This window comes from Streptomyces sp. HD (assembly GCF_028369295.1).
Classification (GTDB): domain Bacteria; phylum Actinomycetota; class Actinomycetes; order Streptomycetales; family Streptomycetaceae; genus Streptomyces.
Map to the genome: position 1 here is coordinate 13,002 of NZ_JAQMYP010000051.1, position 16,229 is coordinate 29,230.

At 70.7% G+C, this 16,229-nt stretch carries 11 protein-coding genes; 3 read left to right on the forward strand and 8 right to left on the reverse strand.

Annotation, left to right across the window (positions count from 1 at the left end; all coding sequences use genetic code 11):
• Positions 1 to 73 precede the first annotated feature (73 nt).
• Positions 74 to 1,069: an nSTAND1 domain-containing NTPase gene (locus tag POF73_RS36145; RefSeq protein WP_334313645.1), complete on the reverse strand. Its 996-nt coding sequence runs from the start codon at positions 1,067 to 1,069 to the stop codon at positions 74 to 76.
• A gap of 464 nt (positions 1,070 to 1,533) precedes the next feature.
• On the reverse strand, positions 1,534 to 3,999 hold the full coding sequence (locus POF73_RS36150) for an NACHT domain-containing protein (RefSeq protein WP_272123402.1): 2,466 nt from the start codon (positions 3,997 to 3,999) through the stop codon (positions 1,534 to 1,536).
• Positions 4,000 to 4,377: 378 nt separating this feature from the next.
• Here POF73_RS36150 and POF73_RS36155 point away from each other — a divergent pair, with 378 nt between their 5' ends.
• On the forward strand, positions 4,378 to 5,598 hold the full coding sequence (locus POF73_RS36155; protein ID WP_272123404.1) for a trypsin-like serine peptidase: 1,221 nt from the start codon (positions 4,378 to 4,380) through the stop codon (positions 5,596 to 5,598).
• A 232-nt stretch (positions 5,599 to 5,830) separates the two neighbouring features.
• On the forward strand, positions 5,831 to 7,039 hold the full coding sequence (locus tag POF73_RS36160) for a trypsin-like serine peptidase (RefSeq protein ID WP_272123406.1): 1,209 nt from the start codon (positions 5,831 to 5,833) through the stop codon (positions 7,037 to 7,039).
• Positions 7,040 to 7,135: 96 nt separating this feature from the next.
• Here the strand turns inward: POF73_RS36160 and hflX are convergent, their stop codons facing one another.
• From hflX to miaA, 6 genes are all read right to left on the reverse strand, one after another.
• Complete coding sequence (gene hflX / locus POF73_RS36165) at positions 7,136 to 8,629, reverse strand: GTPase HflX (RefSeq protein ID WP_272123409.1); 1,494 nt, start codon at positions 8,627 to 8,629, stop codon at positions 7,136 to 7,138.
• A 192-nt stretch (positions 8,630 to 8,821) separates the two neighbouring features.
• A complete protein-coding gene (locus tag POF73_RS36170; protein ID WP_272123411.1) occupies positions 8,822 to 10,435 on the reverse strand; it encodes a M1 family metallopeptidase in 1,614 nt (537 codons plus the stop codon).
• A 242-nt stretch (positions 10,436 to 10,677) separates the two neighbouring features.
• Entirely contained in the window at positions 10,678 to 12,891 is a 2,214-nt protein-coding gene (locus tag POF73_RS36175) for a RelA/SpoT family protein (RefSeq protein ID WP_272123413.1), read from the reverse strand.
• A 299-nt stretch (positions 12,892 to 13,190) separates the two neighbouring features.
• Positions 13,191 to 14,084, reverse strand: a complete 894-nt coding sequence (gene dapF, locus POF73_RS36180; protein WP_272123415.1) for a diaminopimelate epimerase — start codon at positions 14,082 to 14,084, stop codon at positions 13,191 to 13,193.
• Between the two features lie 105 nt (positions 14,085 to 14,189).
• Positions 14,190 to 14,699, reverse strand: a complete 510-nt coding sequence (locus POF73_RS36185; protein WP_272123490.1) for a hypothetical protein — start codon at positions 14,697 to 14,699, stop codon at positions 14,190 to 14,192.
• A 108-nt stretch (positions 14,700 to 14,807) separates the two neighbouring features.
• Positions 14,808 to 15,746 carry a tRNA (adenosine(37)-N6)-dimethylallyltransferase MiaA gene (gene miaA, locus POF73_RS36190; protein ID WP_272123416.1) on the reverse strand — a complete coding sequence of 313 codons (939 nt, stop codon included), beginning with the start codon at positions 15,744 to 15,746 and terminating at the stop codon, positions 14,808 to 14,810.
• Positions 15,747 to 15,928: 182 nt separating this feature from the next.
• Here miaA and POF73_RS36195 point away from each other — a divergent pair, with 182 nt between their 5' ends.
• Positions 15,929 to 16,210 (forward strand): hypothetical protein, encoded by a 282-nt coding sequence (locus tag POF73_RS36195; protein ID WP_272123418.1) that lies wholly within the window; start codon positions 15,929 to 15,931, stop codon positions 16,208 to 16,210.
• Positions 16,211 to 16,229: the final 19 nt, after the last annotated feature.

Below are 16,229 nucleotides of genomic sequence, written 5' to 3' on the forward strand. Positions count from 1 at the left end.
CTGGGGACCGCACACGGACCCCAGGCCCCCCGCCGCTACCAACCCCGGACCGTTCACCGGGTTACGGGTTGTCTCAAGATCCTTGCCGTACCGAACCGTCGGTACGACGACGGACACCCGGCCGTCGTGCCTCGCTGGACAGGAGCGCGGCCAGCGCCCGGTGCTCCTGCTTCTGGGCCTCAGCGGTGCCCCGTTGGGCCTCGCCGGACTTCTCCACCACGAGCAGCCCGCTCGTCAGGGCGATGACCAGGAGCACGGCGAGCCCTGCGACCAGTTGCCACAATCTGCGGCTGCGTCGGCGCTCGGCCTCCTCGTAGGTCCGGCAGGCGCGCAGGAACTCGCGTTCCACCGGACGCAGCACGGGATGCGCACCGGTCTCTTCGCCCAACCAGTCCGACACCGTGGCCAGCCGGGCCCCGCACAGCAGGAGGGAGGTGTCCCTGCCTTCCACGTGCCAGATGCGGGCCGCCTCCGTGAGCCGCTGGTGGAGCCTGAGCCGGGCCCGGGGGCCGTCGATCCACTCGCGCAGCCGCGGCCACGCCCACTGCAGGGCCTCATGGCCGGTCTCCACATGGTCGGCGTGGGCTGTCAGCAGCCGGGCACCGGTGAAGGCTTCCACGTCGGCCGTCACATCCTGCGCCCGCGTGCTTGGGACGCCGGCCGTGGTCAGCTCGATCAGGTCGTCGCGGGCGGTCCGGTTGCGGGTGTCGTCCCCGGCGTCGCCCACGTGCACCAGGTTCAGCAAGAGCATGCGGGCGATGTCCTGGTGTTCCGGGGGCAGCTGTCCGTGCACGCGCTCGGCCGTCGCGGCCACCGCCTCGTGCACACCGCCGGTCCGTGCGTATCCCGCCACGGTCAGAGTGTCGTCCGGCCGTTGCTGCCAGGTCGCGCGCAGCGCGTGGGACAGCAGGGGCAGGGTCGCGGCTTCGGACGTGCCCGTTCCACCGACGGCACCGAGGTCACGCAGCAGCACCTCGACCAGGCCGGGCTCCAGCGCGAGTCCCTCGGCGGCGGCCGGTTCGGTGATCGCCTGTCGGAGTTCCCCGGGTCCCATCGGGCCGAGGGGCAGCGTGCGTCAGCCCCGGAAGGAGAGCAAGTTCGCGCACGGGGAGTTCACTGTGTGCGGCGGCAGTGCCACGTACTGGATGACGTTTCTGCAGCCGCCGGAACCCGGCAACTGCGGAAACGGATGCGGGCGGGCCGCAGGGGACACGTCCATCCAGTACCACCTGACGCGGGTGGGCGTCCACGATCGCCGCGACACCTACTGGCACTGGTGCACATGTCTGGCTCCCGATGAGCCCTCCGCGTGCTACCGGGGCAACTCGCATGTGAAACCGATGCTGCAGGTCCTCGACGACTCCGGAGCCTTCCGGGGCTGGGTCGGTGTGGAGGCGTCCTTCTCGACGGCCGGCAAACGGGATGACGACATGCTGGGCGTCTTCCGGATGACGGACTGGCCGCTTCCTGTGCGAAGAGGGACACGCGTTCCCGGGGGGGGCGGCACGGCGGCCATGCCGTCGTGCCGCGCATTCATCCATGTCCGGGTCCCGAGGATTCGCCGCGCGGACGCGGCACCGGAGGCTGCCCGGGTCCGCGCCGGTCCGGGGCCGGCGGAGCGAGGCGTTCCTGCAGGCGCAGATGCCGGAAGTGGTAGACGGCGCCCACCTGCCTGAGCACTCCCCGAACGTGTGCGTCGTCGAGGAACGCCATGAGCCGCCAGGGCAGTCGCCCGGTCACGGCGAACCACACCCGGACGGTCAGGAACCTTCCCCAGGCGCTCAGCGCCAGCGCGGCCGGGCCTGTCATCAGCCACAGCTGGCCGGCAATTCCGACGATGTTGCCTCCGGACCGGGGCAACGGGAGCGCCACGGTCAACAGGAGCACGGAGGTGACCGCGCTGAGCAGTGCGCCGCGCACGAGGGCGGCCGATCGGTCCTGGATGAGGCTCCGCTCCGGAGTCAGCACCAGGGGACGGTCGCCCGGGTCGTGCGGGGTGCGCAGGATGAGGCCCGCGATCACCGCGACCGTGCCGGTGAAGCCGCCGACGACGGCTCCCGGCACCACAGACCCCCACAGTGTCAGTCCCGGCAGCTTGAACAGCCCGTCGACGCGCGCCCCGAACCAGAACAGCACGCCCCCCGCCACAGCTCCGGTCGCGGTACCGCTCAGCAGGGCAAGACCCGGCGCGAACGCCCGGCCTCTCCGTGAGGCCAAGCGCGGGAGAACCGCCGGCGGCTGTGTCCGGCGCAGCCCGTAGAAGCCGAACAGGAGCGCCGTGGTGAGCCCGAAAGCCACCTGATAGCCCTCCTGAAGCGCAGTTCCCCGCCAGGCCACTTCACGACCGGCGGGGCTGGCCCGGTCCCAGAACGACTGCCAGTGATCACCGCCCATCCAGGTGGTGAAGCACGCCACGGCGAGCCCGGCCAGCACGGTGATCGTCCGCCGACGTCGTACGAACCGATTCCGCTCCCGTTCGTCTGCGCTCGGACGATGCTCCGTGAGCAGGGCCGTGCCCAGGCTGAAGCCGGCGATCCAGGGCATCTTGACGGCCGGAAACAGCGACGGGCCGCCCGTGTCCCACAACCGGCCATAGGCCCACTGCGGGACGAACGCCTCCAACAGGCAGAGAACGGGCCAGGCGACGAGCACCGCCACGACGGCCGGGCCGAGCACCCGCACCCAGCGCGGCAGTGCCGTTTCCAGACGCCACCAGGCGATGGCGCCGTCGCCCTCCCGCTGCACATGACGAGCCAGGAACGCGAGCCTGCTCCGGGCACGTTCGCCCGCCTCGGTAGCGATTCCGGTTCCGGTGCTTTCCGAGGCCGAGGCATAGACGGCCGGGACATAGGCGTCGAGCAGGTGCTCCTCGATCGCCCCGACCCGTCCGAGCCGCGGATCGAGCAGGCGCATGGGATCCCGGTTCGGGTCCCGGCGGGAGCCGTCGGACACCGCTCGGGCCATGGCCACCATCAACGGCGAGGTGAGTACGGTGCGCAGTGCGGCGGCCGGGGTCCCCTCGGGGTCGGTGCGCACCCGTTCCAGGACCGGGGCCCAGGCGGTGTCCGGGGCGCCGTCCGCCCGCGGCCGGGGTGGCGCGGAGGAGGCCAGGTAGGAGCACACCTCGGCCAGACTGACGGGCAGCAGTTCCAGAACGGTGGCCGTGGTGAGTACGTCCGTGGACTCCACGGTCTCGCTGTACTCGTCCACGCGGCTGGTGAGCAGCAGCGGAGTGTCCGTGTCGAGCGCGGCGTTGAGCCGTCGAAGGGCGAGGGGCCGTACGGCCGGGGGCAGTTCGTCGAAGCCGTCGAGGACCGGCAGGATCCGTTCCCGCGCAAGGAGTTCACGTGCGACGTCCCTGCCGGGGGCGCCGGCTCCCAACGCCTCGTAGTCGGTGGCCAGCCGGTGTACGAGCCAGTCGGTGAGGCCGTCGCGCTGCACATCCCAGCTGGAGAGCGGAAAGATCACCGGAAGCCGGTCGGCCGCCGCGCGCTCCTTGAGAAGGCCCAGGGTGAATCGCACGGCCAGGACGCTCTTTCCCGAGCCGGGAGGGCCGAGAATGACGACCCTGCGGCCCGGGGCGGTGACGAATGCCCGGACCAGTTCCGCGGTGTCTCCGCTGCCTTCGGGCAGGCCGAGTGTGCCGTCCCGGGGGATGTTGCTCCGGTGATCGGTCAGCGTGGGGGCACCGCGCACCCAGCGCACCCGCATCGGCGCGGGGTCCTGCAGCCGCCGTAGCCGCGCCTCCGCCTTCCACTGCTCGCCCACCTCCACGGCAAGGGCCTCCAGTGAGCGCGGCAGCCTGGTCTCCAGGTTGTCCGACGGGGCCCCGAGACATCGGGTGAGCAAGGGCGCGAGGGCGGCGGCGACGCCGGAGACGAACAGACCCAGGGTGGTCACCAGGAGGGTCTTTTCGCCAAGGGGCAAGTGCGACACGAGCACGGCGACGGCCAGCGCCAAACTCGCGGCCAGCGCCACAAGTCCCAGCGTGAGAAGCACTCTGACAGTCCTGTGACCGGTTGGTTGTGGCATGCCCCGCCTCGTCCCGCGCCCATCCATGTGACCTTCCTCTCTCCCAACGCGGGCCGGGCGCAGTCCGGCTCGGTGGAAATGAGGCAGTGGATGCACATACGGCGCATGGACAGCGCACGGCAGTTGCACGGCCGGGGACCTGGCAGTTCGGTGGTTTTCTGGACTATTGCCAGGTCAGACCGCCCGTAGCGAAACCGTTGCCGTTCCGTCGGAACTCCCCCACAGCAACCGCATAGTGTGTGATGCCGTCCCGACGCGCCGTGACATCACCCGGAACCAGCGAGTGATCAGCGGGAGTTCACGGCCACGGCGCCCAGCACTGTCACCCCAGGGGGAGTTCAGATCATGCGATCGATACGGCCGTCGTTCACCGCTCGCCGAGGGAGGAGCGCGCGCCGCGGAACCTCCCCCCTGCCCGTGGTCGCGCTCGCCGCGGCACTCGCCCTCACCGCCACGGCCTGCGAGTCGGGCGATGCCGATGCGGGCGGCGAGGCCACCGCGTCCGCGGCGGCCGGGGGTGAAGGCAAGATCACGATCCCGCAGGACATCAAGGACAAGCTCAAGGAACACGGGATCGATCTGGACAAGTGGAAGGACGGCGCCTGGAAGCAGTGGGACAAGGACGACTGGCTGCGCGAGGCCAAGGACTACATCAACCCGATCATCGAGGGACTGTGGGACCCGGACCGTATGCGCGAGGCCGAGGACCCGGACCGCGGCGTCGACGAAAGCGACCTCTCCGGTGACCAGGGTGTGACCGACCCGACGCCTCAGCCGGTGGACGCGCAGGCCGTGTCGCCCAGGTACCACGCCAACGCCCCCGAGGCGGGCAAGGTGTTCTTCGACTCCCCCGAAGGCACAATGGTCTGCTCGGCGACGGTCGTGCAGGACCCGGCCAACCCCGGCAAGTCCAACATGGTGTGGACCGCGGGCCACTGTGTGCACGCGGGCAAGAGCGGCGGCTGGTACCGCAACATCGCGTTCGTGCCCTCGTACAACGATGCGGGCAAGAACGCCGCGCAGATGAAGGACGTCACCAAGGAGGAGGCCGCTCCGTACGGCGTCTGGTGGGCCGACTGGGCGCAGACCTCGGAGCAGTGGATCGCGCAGGGCGGTCCGACGGGCGGGAACGGCGCCTCGTACGACTTCGCCGTGCTGCATGTGAAGCCGGAGGCGGGCGGCAACGGCAAGTCCCTTGAGGAGACCGTGGGTTCGGCCCTTCCGGTGAACTTCAACGCCCCGGCCGTGCCCGACGTGGACAGCATCAAGGCGATGGGCTACCCGGCCGCGCCGCCGTTCGACGGGCAGAAGCTGTACCAGTGCCAGGACAAGCCGGGCCGGCTGTCGCTCGCCGCTTCGGACCCGACGATGTACCGCATCGGCTGCACCATGACCGGCGGTTCCTCCGGTGGCGGCTGGGTCGCGACCGGCTCGGACGGCAAGCCCGCGCTGGTGTCCAACACCTCGATCGGGCCGGTGGATTCGGGCTGGCTCGCGGGCCCGCGGCTGGGCAAGGAGGCCAAGGGCATCTTCGACTCGGTGAGTGACAAGTTCGCCGGGCAGTGACGTTCGCGCGATGCCGGTCAGTGACATCGCAGGATGCCGGTCAGTGACGCCGCCAGGTGGTCAGTGACGGCTCGTAGGCGTCGGCGGCGGGGCGGTGGGGAAACCTTCACCGCCTCACCGCCGTTAGCCCTCAACTCCACGGGCATAGTGGGGTGTCGTGTCCGAGGGGCCGCACCGCAGCGTGCACGCCCTTCGGGTGCCAAGCACACGTTCCAACGGGGGGTACCGCATCATGCGTTCCACACCTACGCCCACGGCGCCACGTCGCAGGCGCCGCTCCGTCCTCACCGTCACCGGCCTCGCCGCCGCCCTCGCCCTGACCGCGACCGCCTGTGAAGGCTCGGCGCAGGACAAGGCGAGCGACAAGGCCGACGCGGCCGCGTCCCAGGCCGCCGAACTCGGCGACGGCAAGATCAAGATCCCGACCGACATCGCGGACCAGCTCAAGGAGCACGGCATCGATGTCGACAAGTGGATCGACGGCGGCTGGCAGGACTGGGACAAGGACAAGTGGCTCAGCGAGGCCAAGGACTTCGTCAACCCGGTGATCGAGGGCCTCTGGAAACCCGATCGGATGCAGTCGGCCAAGGAGGCCAACAAGACGATCACCATCCAGGACGCCGCCGCCGACCAGGGCGTCAGCGACCCTGAGCCGGCACCCGTCGAGGCGACGGCCGAGAAGACGCCGTACCACGACAACGCCGCACCGGTCGGCAAGGTCTTCTTCGACTCCCCCGACGGCCCGGCCGTCTGCTCCGGCACGGTCGTCAAGGACGTCAACCACCCCGGCAAGTCCAACCTCGTCTGGACGGCCGGCCACTGTGTGCACGCCGGTGCCAACGGCGGCTGGTACCGCAACATCGTCTTCGTGCCGTCCTACAACGACCTCGGCAAGTCCGAGGCACAGCTGGGCAACGCCACGACCTCGGAGGTCGCCCCCTACGGCAACTGGTGGGCCGACTGGGTCTCGACCTCGAACGAGTGGATCCAGGGCGGTTCGGAGACGGGCGGCGCGGGTGCCGCGTACGACTACTCCGTGCTGCATGTGAAGCCGGAGCAGGGCGCCAAGTCCCTGGAGGAGACGGTCGGCGCCGCTCTCGACGTGGACTTCTCGGCGCCGTCGGCGACCGACGTCGCCACGATGGGCGCCTGGGGCTACCCGGCGGCACCGCCGTACAACGGCCTGCAGATGTTCAAGTGCCTCGACCGGCCCGGCCGCTTCTCGCTCAGCGCGACCCTGCCGACGATGTACCGCATCGGCTGCACCATGACCGGCGGCTCGTCGGGCGGCGGCTGGTTCCGCGTGGAGAACGGCGAGACCAAGCTGGTGTCGAACACATCGATCGGCCCGGAGAACAACACCTGGCTCGCGGGACCGCAGTTGGGAACGGGCGCCGAGGCGGTGTACCAGAACATGAGCAGGACGTACGGCGGTCGGTGACCGCCGCGCCCTGGCACGCGGAAGGCCCGCCCCCTGCGACAGAGGGCGGGCCTTCCGCGATTTCACGACAGTCCGGGCAGGCCGGCCGGCGACGGCTCAGGCGGTCGGCGCCGGAACGTACGGCGCGAGATCCGCCGCCAGTTCCTCGTGCACCCGCGCCTTGAGCAGCGTGCCCTCCGGGGTGTGCTCCTCGGAGATCACCTCGCCCTCGGTGTGGGCGCGGGCGACCAGCTTGCCGTGGGTGTACGGCACGAGCGCCTCGATCTCGACGGACGGCCTCGGCAGCTCGTTGTCGATGAGCGCGAGCAGCTCCTGGATGCCCTGGCCGGTGCGGGCCGAGACGGCGATGGAACGCTTCTCGATCCGCATGAGCCGCTGAAGGGTCAGCGGGTCGGCCGCGTCCGCCTTGTTGATCACGACGATCTCCGGTACGTCGACGGCGTCGACGTCCCTGATCACCTCGCGCACCGCGGCCAGCTGCTCCTCCGGGTTCGGGTGCGACCCGTCCACCACGTGCAGGATCAGGTCGGACTCGCCGACCTCCTCCATGGTGGAGCGGAACGCCTCGACCAGGTGGTGCGGCAGGTGCCGTACGAAACCGACCGTGTCGGCCAGGGTGTACAGCCGTCCGCTCGGGGTCTCGGCCCGGCGCACGGTCGGGTCCAGGGTCGCGAACAGGGCGTTCTCCACCAGCACGCCCGCGCCTGTGAGGCGGTTGAGCAGGGAGGACTTGCCGGCGTTGGTGTAGCCGGCGATGGCCACCGACGGCACCCTGTGGCGCTTGCGCTCCTTGCGCTTGATCTCGCGGCCGGTCTTCATCTCCGCGATCTCCCGGCGCATCTTCGCCATCTTCTCGCGGATCCGTCGCCGGTCCGTCTCGATCTTGGTCTCACCGGGACCACGGGTGGCGAGGCCGCCGCCCTTGCCGCCGCCCATCTGCCGGGACAGCGACTGACCCCAGCCGCGGAGCCTCGGCAGCATGTACTGCATCTGCGCGAGCGCGACCTGCGCCTTGCCCTCTCGGGACTTGGCGTGCTGGGCGAAGATGTCGAGGATCAGGGCCGTACGGTCGATGACCTTGACCTTGACGACGTCCTCAAGGTGGATGAGCTGCCCCGGGCTGAGTTCACCGTCGCAGATGACGGTGTCGGCGCCGCTCTCCAGGACGATGTCCCGCAGCTCGTCGGCCTTGCCGGAGCCGATGTAGGTGGCCGCGTCGGGCTTGTCGCGACGCTGGATCACGCCGTCGAGCACGAGCGCGCCCGCGGTCTCCGCCAGGGCGGCGAGCTCCGCCAGCGAGTTGTCCGCGTCCTGCGCGGTCCCCGAGGTCCAGACACCGACGAGCACGACCCGCTCCAGACGGAGCTGGCGGTACTCGACCTCGGTGACGTCCTCAAGCTCGGTGGAGAGGCCGACGACGCGGCGCAGAGCCGCGCGGTCGGAGCGGTCGAACTGGTCGCCGTCCCGCTCTCCGTCGATCTCGTGGCTCCAGGCGACGTCCTCTTCCATCAGGGCATCGGCCCGAAGACCTTCGGGATTGCTGTGCGCGAAGCGCTGAGTGTCCTGGGAAAAGGAAGAAGAGGAGGTCATTGGATCCTTACGTCGATGGGCAATCCGTTGGCGCCGACGGCGGCAGTGACACACGCGCCTCGGAACGGGTCCGTAGCGCCCGGAATCCGGTCCGTCACTGTTCACAACGTACGAGTGCCCCGGGAGATTCCCGTGCCCCGTGCCGCGCCGACCCGAAGATGGTCGCACGGCACGGGGCGTCTCGTCACCGCCTTATTCCGCGGTCTTCCCGGTCTTGTCGCTCTTGTCGGTCTTCCCGCTCTTCACGGGCTTCCCCGCGGTCCCGGCCTTGGCGGGCTTCGCCGTCGTCGCCGGCTTCTTGTCGGGGTCCGCGGCCTTCCACTCCGGCTGGCCCGGCATCGGCGGGGTCTTCTCGCCGTACAGCCAGGAATGCATGAATCCGTCCAGGTGGCGTCCGGAGACCTCCTCCGCGAGCGCGACGAAGTCCGAGGTCGAGGCGGTCCGGTCCTGGTAGCGGCTCACCCACTCGCGTTGCAGTCGCTCGAAGGCCGGGGCGCCGATCTCCTGGCGGAGGGCGTACAGGACCAGGGCCGCTCCGTCGTAGACGTTCGGCCTGAAGATGCCGTTCTTCTTGCCGGGCTCGGGCGCCTTGGGGGACGCGGGCGGTCCGCCGGCCGCGCGCCAGCGGTCGGAGGCGGCGTAGGCGGCCTTCATCCGGGCCTCCAGCGGCCGGCCCGCCTTCTCCGCCGCGTACAGGGCCTCGTACCAGGTGGCGTGCCCCTCACTGAGCCACAGGTCGGACCAGGTGCGCGGGCTGACGCTGTCGCCGAACCACTGGTGGGCCAGCTCATGCACCATGATCGACTCGACGTACCACTTCGGGAAGGCGGGCTCGGTGAAGAGCCCTCGCTCGAAGAGGGAGAGCGTCTGGGTCTCCAGCTCGAAGCCGGTGGAGGCGTCGGCCACGAGCAGGCCGTACGTCTCGAAGGGGTACTCCCCGATCTTGCTCTCCATCCAGGAGATCTGTTCGGGGGTCTTCTTCAGCCACGGTTCGAGCTTCTCGCGCTGCTCGGCGGGCACGACGTCCCGGACGGGCAGTCCGTGCGGCCCGGTGCGGTTCAGCACCTTGGAACGGCCGATGGACACCTGGGCGAGCTCGGTGGCCATGGGATGTGAGGTGCGATACGTCCATGTCGTCGCCTTGCCCGCGCGTTTCACGTCGGCCCGCTGACCGTTGGCGACAACCGTGTAGGCGTTGGGCGCGGTGACCCGGAAGGTGAACATCGCCTTGTCGGAAGGGTGGTCGTTGCACGGGAACACGACGTGGGCGGCGTCGGCCTGGTTGGCCATGGCGAGTCCGTCGGCGGTCCGCACCCAGCCGCCCTCCCGCTGCTCCCCGTACTCGGGATCACTGGTGTGCCGCACGGTGATCCGCGTCCAGTTGCCTTCGGACAACGGCGTCTCGGGCGTGATCACGAGGTCCTCACCGGCGGTGCTGAACTTCGCGGGCTCACCGTCGACCAGGACGGACTCGACCTTGCCGTGGGCGAAGTCGAGGTTAATGCGGTCGAGATCCTCGGTCGTCCAGGCGTCGATCCTGGTGACGGCCTGAAGATGCTTGGTGTTGGTGCCCGGATAGGTCAAGGAGAGGTCGTACGCCGCCACGTCGTAGCCGGGATTGCCCAGGTACGGGTAGAGGCGGTCGCCGACACCCAGGGGTGTCGCGGGAGCGCTCGCGGCGAGGAGACAGGTGGAGACGGCCACTGCGAGCAGCGCGGGCACCCTGCGGCGCCAGGGGGATCGGGGGCGAGGGCGAGGGGCGCCAGGGACTGGTCGCAAGGCCTCGATGCGGGGGGTGAGCAGCATGCACCACCGCTATCAGCGCGCGCGTGCGAGGCGGTGACGACGCGCGACCAGCACACTCGAAGGGGTGTTTCGGGTGGGTGCAGTGTTTGTCGAGTGGGCGGTGTTCGTCAGGTGGGGGTGGCGTTCGCCGGGTGGGTGCGGTGTTCAGGGAACGGCGCGTGGCGCACCGCCGACACGGGTGGTGTGGGCTGCACCGTAGGGCGCTCCCGCCCACGCACGCGCCCGGCGTGAACCGCGCGCCCTCACACCCCGTGCGTCTGCGTCTGTGTCTGCGCCCGGCTCACGTCGTACACGCCCCCCACGTTCCGCATGGCCCGCATCAGCCCCGGGAGCTGCGCCGCGTCGGGGAGCTGGACCGTATACGTGTGGCGTACGCGCTGCTGGGTCGGCGGCTCGACCGTCGCCGAGACGATTTCCGCGCCCTCCAGGGCCATCGCTTCCGTGAGGTCCGCCAGCAGGTGCGGGCGAACGAACGATTCGGCGACCAGGGTGACCCGGCACTCGGTGGTGTCACCCCAGCGCACGTCGACCTCCGGGCGGCCCACGCTCTTCATCCGCGCCACCGCCGCGCACTCGACCCGGTGGACGGTCACCACTCCCCCGCGCACGGTGAACCCGGTGACCTCGTCGGGCGGTACGGGGGTGCAGCAGCCGGCGAGGCGTACGGACGCGCCGGGACGGTCGACGAGGATGTTGTCGGTAGTGGAGCGGCCGGCCGACCCGGTGGCCGGTCCCTCGGCGGCCGGACGGGCGGCCGGTTCCTCGAAGGCGACTTCCCGGGCGGCCGAAGCGTCCGCCTCAGCCCGGAAGAGCTCCGCCCCGGGCTCCTCGCCACCGGCGGTGTCGCCCTGCGGGGGATGGGTGGCCAGCCACCGCTGGATGGCGATGCGGGCGGCGGGCGTGTGGGCGTGCTCCAGCCACTCCCTGGACGGCTCCGAGGCCGGGTCCTGGCCCATGAGGAGCTGGACGGTGTCGCCGTCCCGCAGCACGGTGCTGAGGGTCGCCAGGCGGCCGTTGACGCGGGCGCCGATGCACGCGTGAGCGTCCTCGCCGTACTGCGCGTATGCGGCGTCCACACAGGTCGCGCCCTCGGGCAGGCCCAGCGTCCCGCCGTCGGGCCGGAAGACGGCGATCTCGCGGTCCTGGGCAAGGTCCTCGCGCAGGGTGGACCAGAAGGTGTCCGGGTCGGGTGCGCCCTCCTGCCAGTCGAGGAGGCGGGAGAGCCAGCCGGGGCGGGTGGGGTCCACCCGCTCGCCGTCGCTCGTGGCGGCCTGCTCCTCCGCGGGAGCGGCGTAGGGATTGCCGAGCGCGACGACGCCGGCCTCGGCGACCTTGTGCATCTGGTGGGTACGGATGAGGACTTCGGTGACCTGACCGTCCTCGCGGGCCACGGCGGTGTGCAGCGACTGGTACAGGTTGAACTTGGGGACGGCGATGAAGTCCTTGAACTCCGAGACCACGGGCGTCATACAGGTGTGCAGTTCGCCCAGGACGGCGTAACAGTCCGCGTCCTCGTTCACCAGCACCAGCAGCCGTCCGAAGTCGGCGCCGCGCAACCGCCCCCGTTTGCGGGCCACTCGGTGCACGGAGACGAAGTGGCGTGGCCGGATGAGGACTTCGGCCTGGATGTCGGCCTCGCGCAGGACCGAGCGCATCGCGTCGGCCATCTCGGCGAGCGGGTCGTCCGCGCGGGAGGCGTTGTCGACGATCAACTCCCGTGTGTGCTCGTACTCCTCGGGGTGCAGGATCGCGAAGACCAGGTCCTCCAGTTCGGTCTTGAGTGCCTGGACGCCGAGTCGTTCGGCGAGCGGGATGAGGACGTCGCGGGTCACCTTGGCGATGCGGGCCTGTTTCTCGGGGCGCATCACGCCCAGGGTGCGCATGTTGTGCAGCCGGTCGGCGAGTTTGATCGACATCACCCGGACGTCGTTGCCGGTGGCGACGAGCATCTTGCGGAAGGTCTCGGGCTCGGCGGCGGCGCCGTAGTCGACCTTCTCCAGCTTCGTCACGCCGTCGACGAGGAAGCGGACCTCCGCGCCGAACTGCTCGCCGACCTGATCGAGCGTCACATCGGTGTCCTCGACGGTGTCGTGGAGCAGGGAGGACGTCAAGGTCGTGGTCTCCGCGCCGAGTTCGGCGAGGATCAGGGTCACGGCGAGCGGGTGGGTGATGTACGGCTCGCCGCTCTTGCGCATCTGGCCGCGGTGCGAGGACTCGGCCAGCACGTAGGCGCGGCGCAGCGGTTCGAGGTCGGCGTCCGGGTGGTGGGCGCGGTGGGCGTCGACGACATGGCTGATCGCGTCGGGCAGCCGGTCGCGCGAGGCGGGGCCGAGCAACGCCGCCCGGCCGAGGCGACGCAGATCGAGCCGGGCGCGGGCCTTCCTGCGGGGCTCGGCAGGCGTCGCAGGGCCTGCTACCGGGCCTGGCGTCGCGGGGTTCGTTGCCTCCGCACTCATGGGCACCTCCGGCTGCGTGGACCGGCGGACGGGGTGCCCCATGGCGGACACGGCACAGGGGGTGGCGACTTCTCCCCCGTCCGGGCCGGTGCTTGATGCTACCGAGCCCATCACGTGCGGCTGACCGCCTCTCGCCGAGCGTGAAACGGATCACCCATTCGAGCGAGGGTTCGCAGGATTGTTGTTTCGCGCCATGCCACGAACCGGAGTTCATGCTTCCGGAGCGTGCCCGGGGTGCAAGCGCCCCAACTCTCAGGCCGTGAGCAGCCCCGGGCTCTGATCCCAAGCCGGCGAACCGCTCAGCGACCGAGCGTTTCCAGCCACTCCGCGTCGATCTCTCCCTCGGCCACGATCACCGCGGGACCGGTCATCTCGATCTCGCCGTCGGGCCGCTCGGTGATCACCAGGGTGCCGCCGGGCACATCGACGGTGTACGTCGCGGGGGCTCCGGTGACCGCCGGGTCGGCCCCGTCCCGCCGCGCGGCGGCCACGGCGACGGCGCACGCGCCCGTGCCGCACGACCGCGTCTCGCCGGAACCGCGCTCATGCACGCGCAGGGCGACGTGCCGGGGACCCCGGTCAACCACGAACTCGACGTTGACCCCGTCCGGATAGGCGGAGGCCGGGCTGAACGGCGGCGGTGAGTACAGGTTCCCGGCGTGTGAGAGGTCGTCCACGAAGGCGACGGCGTGCGGGTTGCCCATGTTCACGTTGCGCGCGGGCCAGCTGCGCTCGCCGACGCTGACCGTGACGTCCCCTTCGGGGAGCAGTGCCTTGCCCATGCCGACGGTGACATCCCCCACGGCGGAGCCGCCCTGGGACGCGGTCTTGGCGATGTGCACGGTCTTCACGCCCCCGCGCGTGGCCACCGCGAGGTCGCCCTCGGCCACGTGTCCGGCGCGCTGGAGGTAGCGCGCGAAGACGCGCACGCCGTTGCCGCACATCTCCGCGATCGAACCGTCGCCGTTGCGGTAGTCCATGAACCACTCGGCCTCGGCCGCCATGTGCCTGGCCTCGGGGTGCGCCGCGGACCGGACCACGTGCAGCAGCCCGTCACCGCCGATGCCCGCGCGACGGTCGCACAGGGCGGCGACGGCGGCCTGCGGCAGGTCGATGACGTTCTCGGGGTCCGGGACGATCACGAAGTCGTTCTCGGTGCCGTGACCCTTGAGGAAGGCGATCCGCGTGCTCATTCCTCGATCGTAAGGGGTCGGTACGACACCGCAGGCTTGCGCGGGTTCCTACGACCACCCACGCGCGCGTGGGGTGCGACGACGACGCACGCGCGTGCGTGAAGGTCAGCGCAGCCGGGCCACTCGCCACACGGCGAGCACGACCACGGCGGCGACGACCAGGACGTAAGCCAGCACGACCCGCCAGTCCGCTCTGCGGCCGGATCCCCGCTGCGGCAGCCCGGGCCACGTGTAACCGACGCGGCGCGCGGCCATCATGCCCCAGCCGGCCGCACAGGAGCAGATCAGCAGCCCCAGCATGGCGATCACGGCACCGCTGTCGCCGAAGTCGAAGGCCAGCGGGAACGCGAACATCAGGGAGCCGACCGCGGCCAGGGACACGATGGGCGCGAGCTGCCAGATGCGCAGTCGGCGCTGCGGGCGCAGCTCGACCTCGACCTCCGGGCCGCCGGCGTACATCTCCTCGGGCTCGGGGCCGTCGTCCGTGACGCCGCCCTCGGTCTCGGTCTCGTCGAGCCCGTCGGGGATCGGACGGTCGCCGTCCTGTTCACGTTCACCCTGGTCAGTGGTGACGTTCTCGGTGCCTTGTGCGGTGTCGCGAGGGCCGGCCTCCATCGCCACGCGCCCTCCCAACTCGGACTCCACTTGGTCGATCGAAGCTCGATGATGGCATGGCGCCGGAGGCCGGGATGGCGGCCGGAGCGTCCCGATGCCATCACGTGATCAGGCTGTAACCGGTCGTTCGACCAACGCCAGCGCGAGATGCGGAAGTTCTGTGAGATCTGCCGCAGCCCCACTCAGCCAGTGCACCCGCGGATCCCGCCTGAACCACGAATCCTGGCGGCGCGCGAAGCGCTTGGTGGCCCGTACGGTCTCGGCCCGCGCCTCTTCGAGGGTGCACTCCCCGGCGAGCGCCGCGAGCACCTGCTGGTAGCCGAGCGCGCGCGAGGCCGTACGCCCCTCACGCAACCCCTGCGCCTCCAGCGCGCGCACCTCGTCCACGAGCCCGGCGTCCCACATCCGGTCGACGCGCCGGGCGATGCGCTCGTCCAGTTCGGGGCGGGCCACGTCGACGCCTATCTGGACGGTGTCGTAGACCGAGTCATGGCCGGGGAGGTTGGCGGTGAAGGGCTGGCCGGTGATCTCGATCACTTCGAGGGCGCGGACGATCCGGCGGCCGTTGCTGGGCAGGATCGCCTTCGCGGCATCGGGGTCGGCGGCGGCCAGGCGGGCGTGCAGCGCCCCGGAGCCGCGCAGCGCGAGCTCCTCCTCCAGCCGGGCCCTGACCTCGGGGTCGGTGCCGGGGAACTCCAGGTTGTCGACGGCGCCGCGGACGTACAGCCCCGAGCCGCCCACGAGGATCGGCCAGCGCCCCTCGGCGAGCAGTGCGTCGATCCGCTCCCGGGCGAGCCGCTGGTACTCGGCGACCGACGCGGTGACCGTCACGTCCCAGATGTCCAGCAGGTGGTGCGGTACACCGGCGCGCTCCTCGGGCGTCAGCTTGGCGGTGCCGATGTCCATCCCTCGGTAGAGCTGCATGGAGTCGGCGTTGACGACCTCGCCGCCGAGCCGCTGGGCCAGAAAGACGCCCAGATCGGACTTTCCGGCTGCGGTGGGTCCGACGACGGCGATGACGCGGGGGGTGGGGGATGCACTACTCACCGGCCCAGTCTCGCAAACCTCACGGGGTGGACTCGAACGAGTTACGTGACGGCACAGGCGTGGGGTCGTTGCCAGTTGCGAGGTTTTCGCCGCTGGTTTCCAGGGGGCGGCAACCGGGCGGCGCAATCGGGCGCACCGGACGACGCGGGATTTCGCCCGCACGAGTAACGTATGGAGTGGATATGGGCGTTTTTGCACGACTTCTCCGGAGGTCGAAGGCCACGGAGGAGGCGTCAACCGCCGAGGCGCAGGCCGACACCCCAACGGCCGAAGCCGTGGCGGATGAGGCGGCAGAGGCGAAGGGGGCGGCGGGGACCAAGGCCGAGGACACCGCCGAGTCGACGACGGTGGAGTCCGCCGAGAGCGACGCCAAGGAAGGCGCCGAGGACGGCGTCGAGATCCCCAAGCAGCAGTCCGCCGACGAGGCGGCCGACAGCGAGGCCGGTGAGGGCGCCCGCACATAGGTGCCCCGCGCGGGAAGGT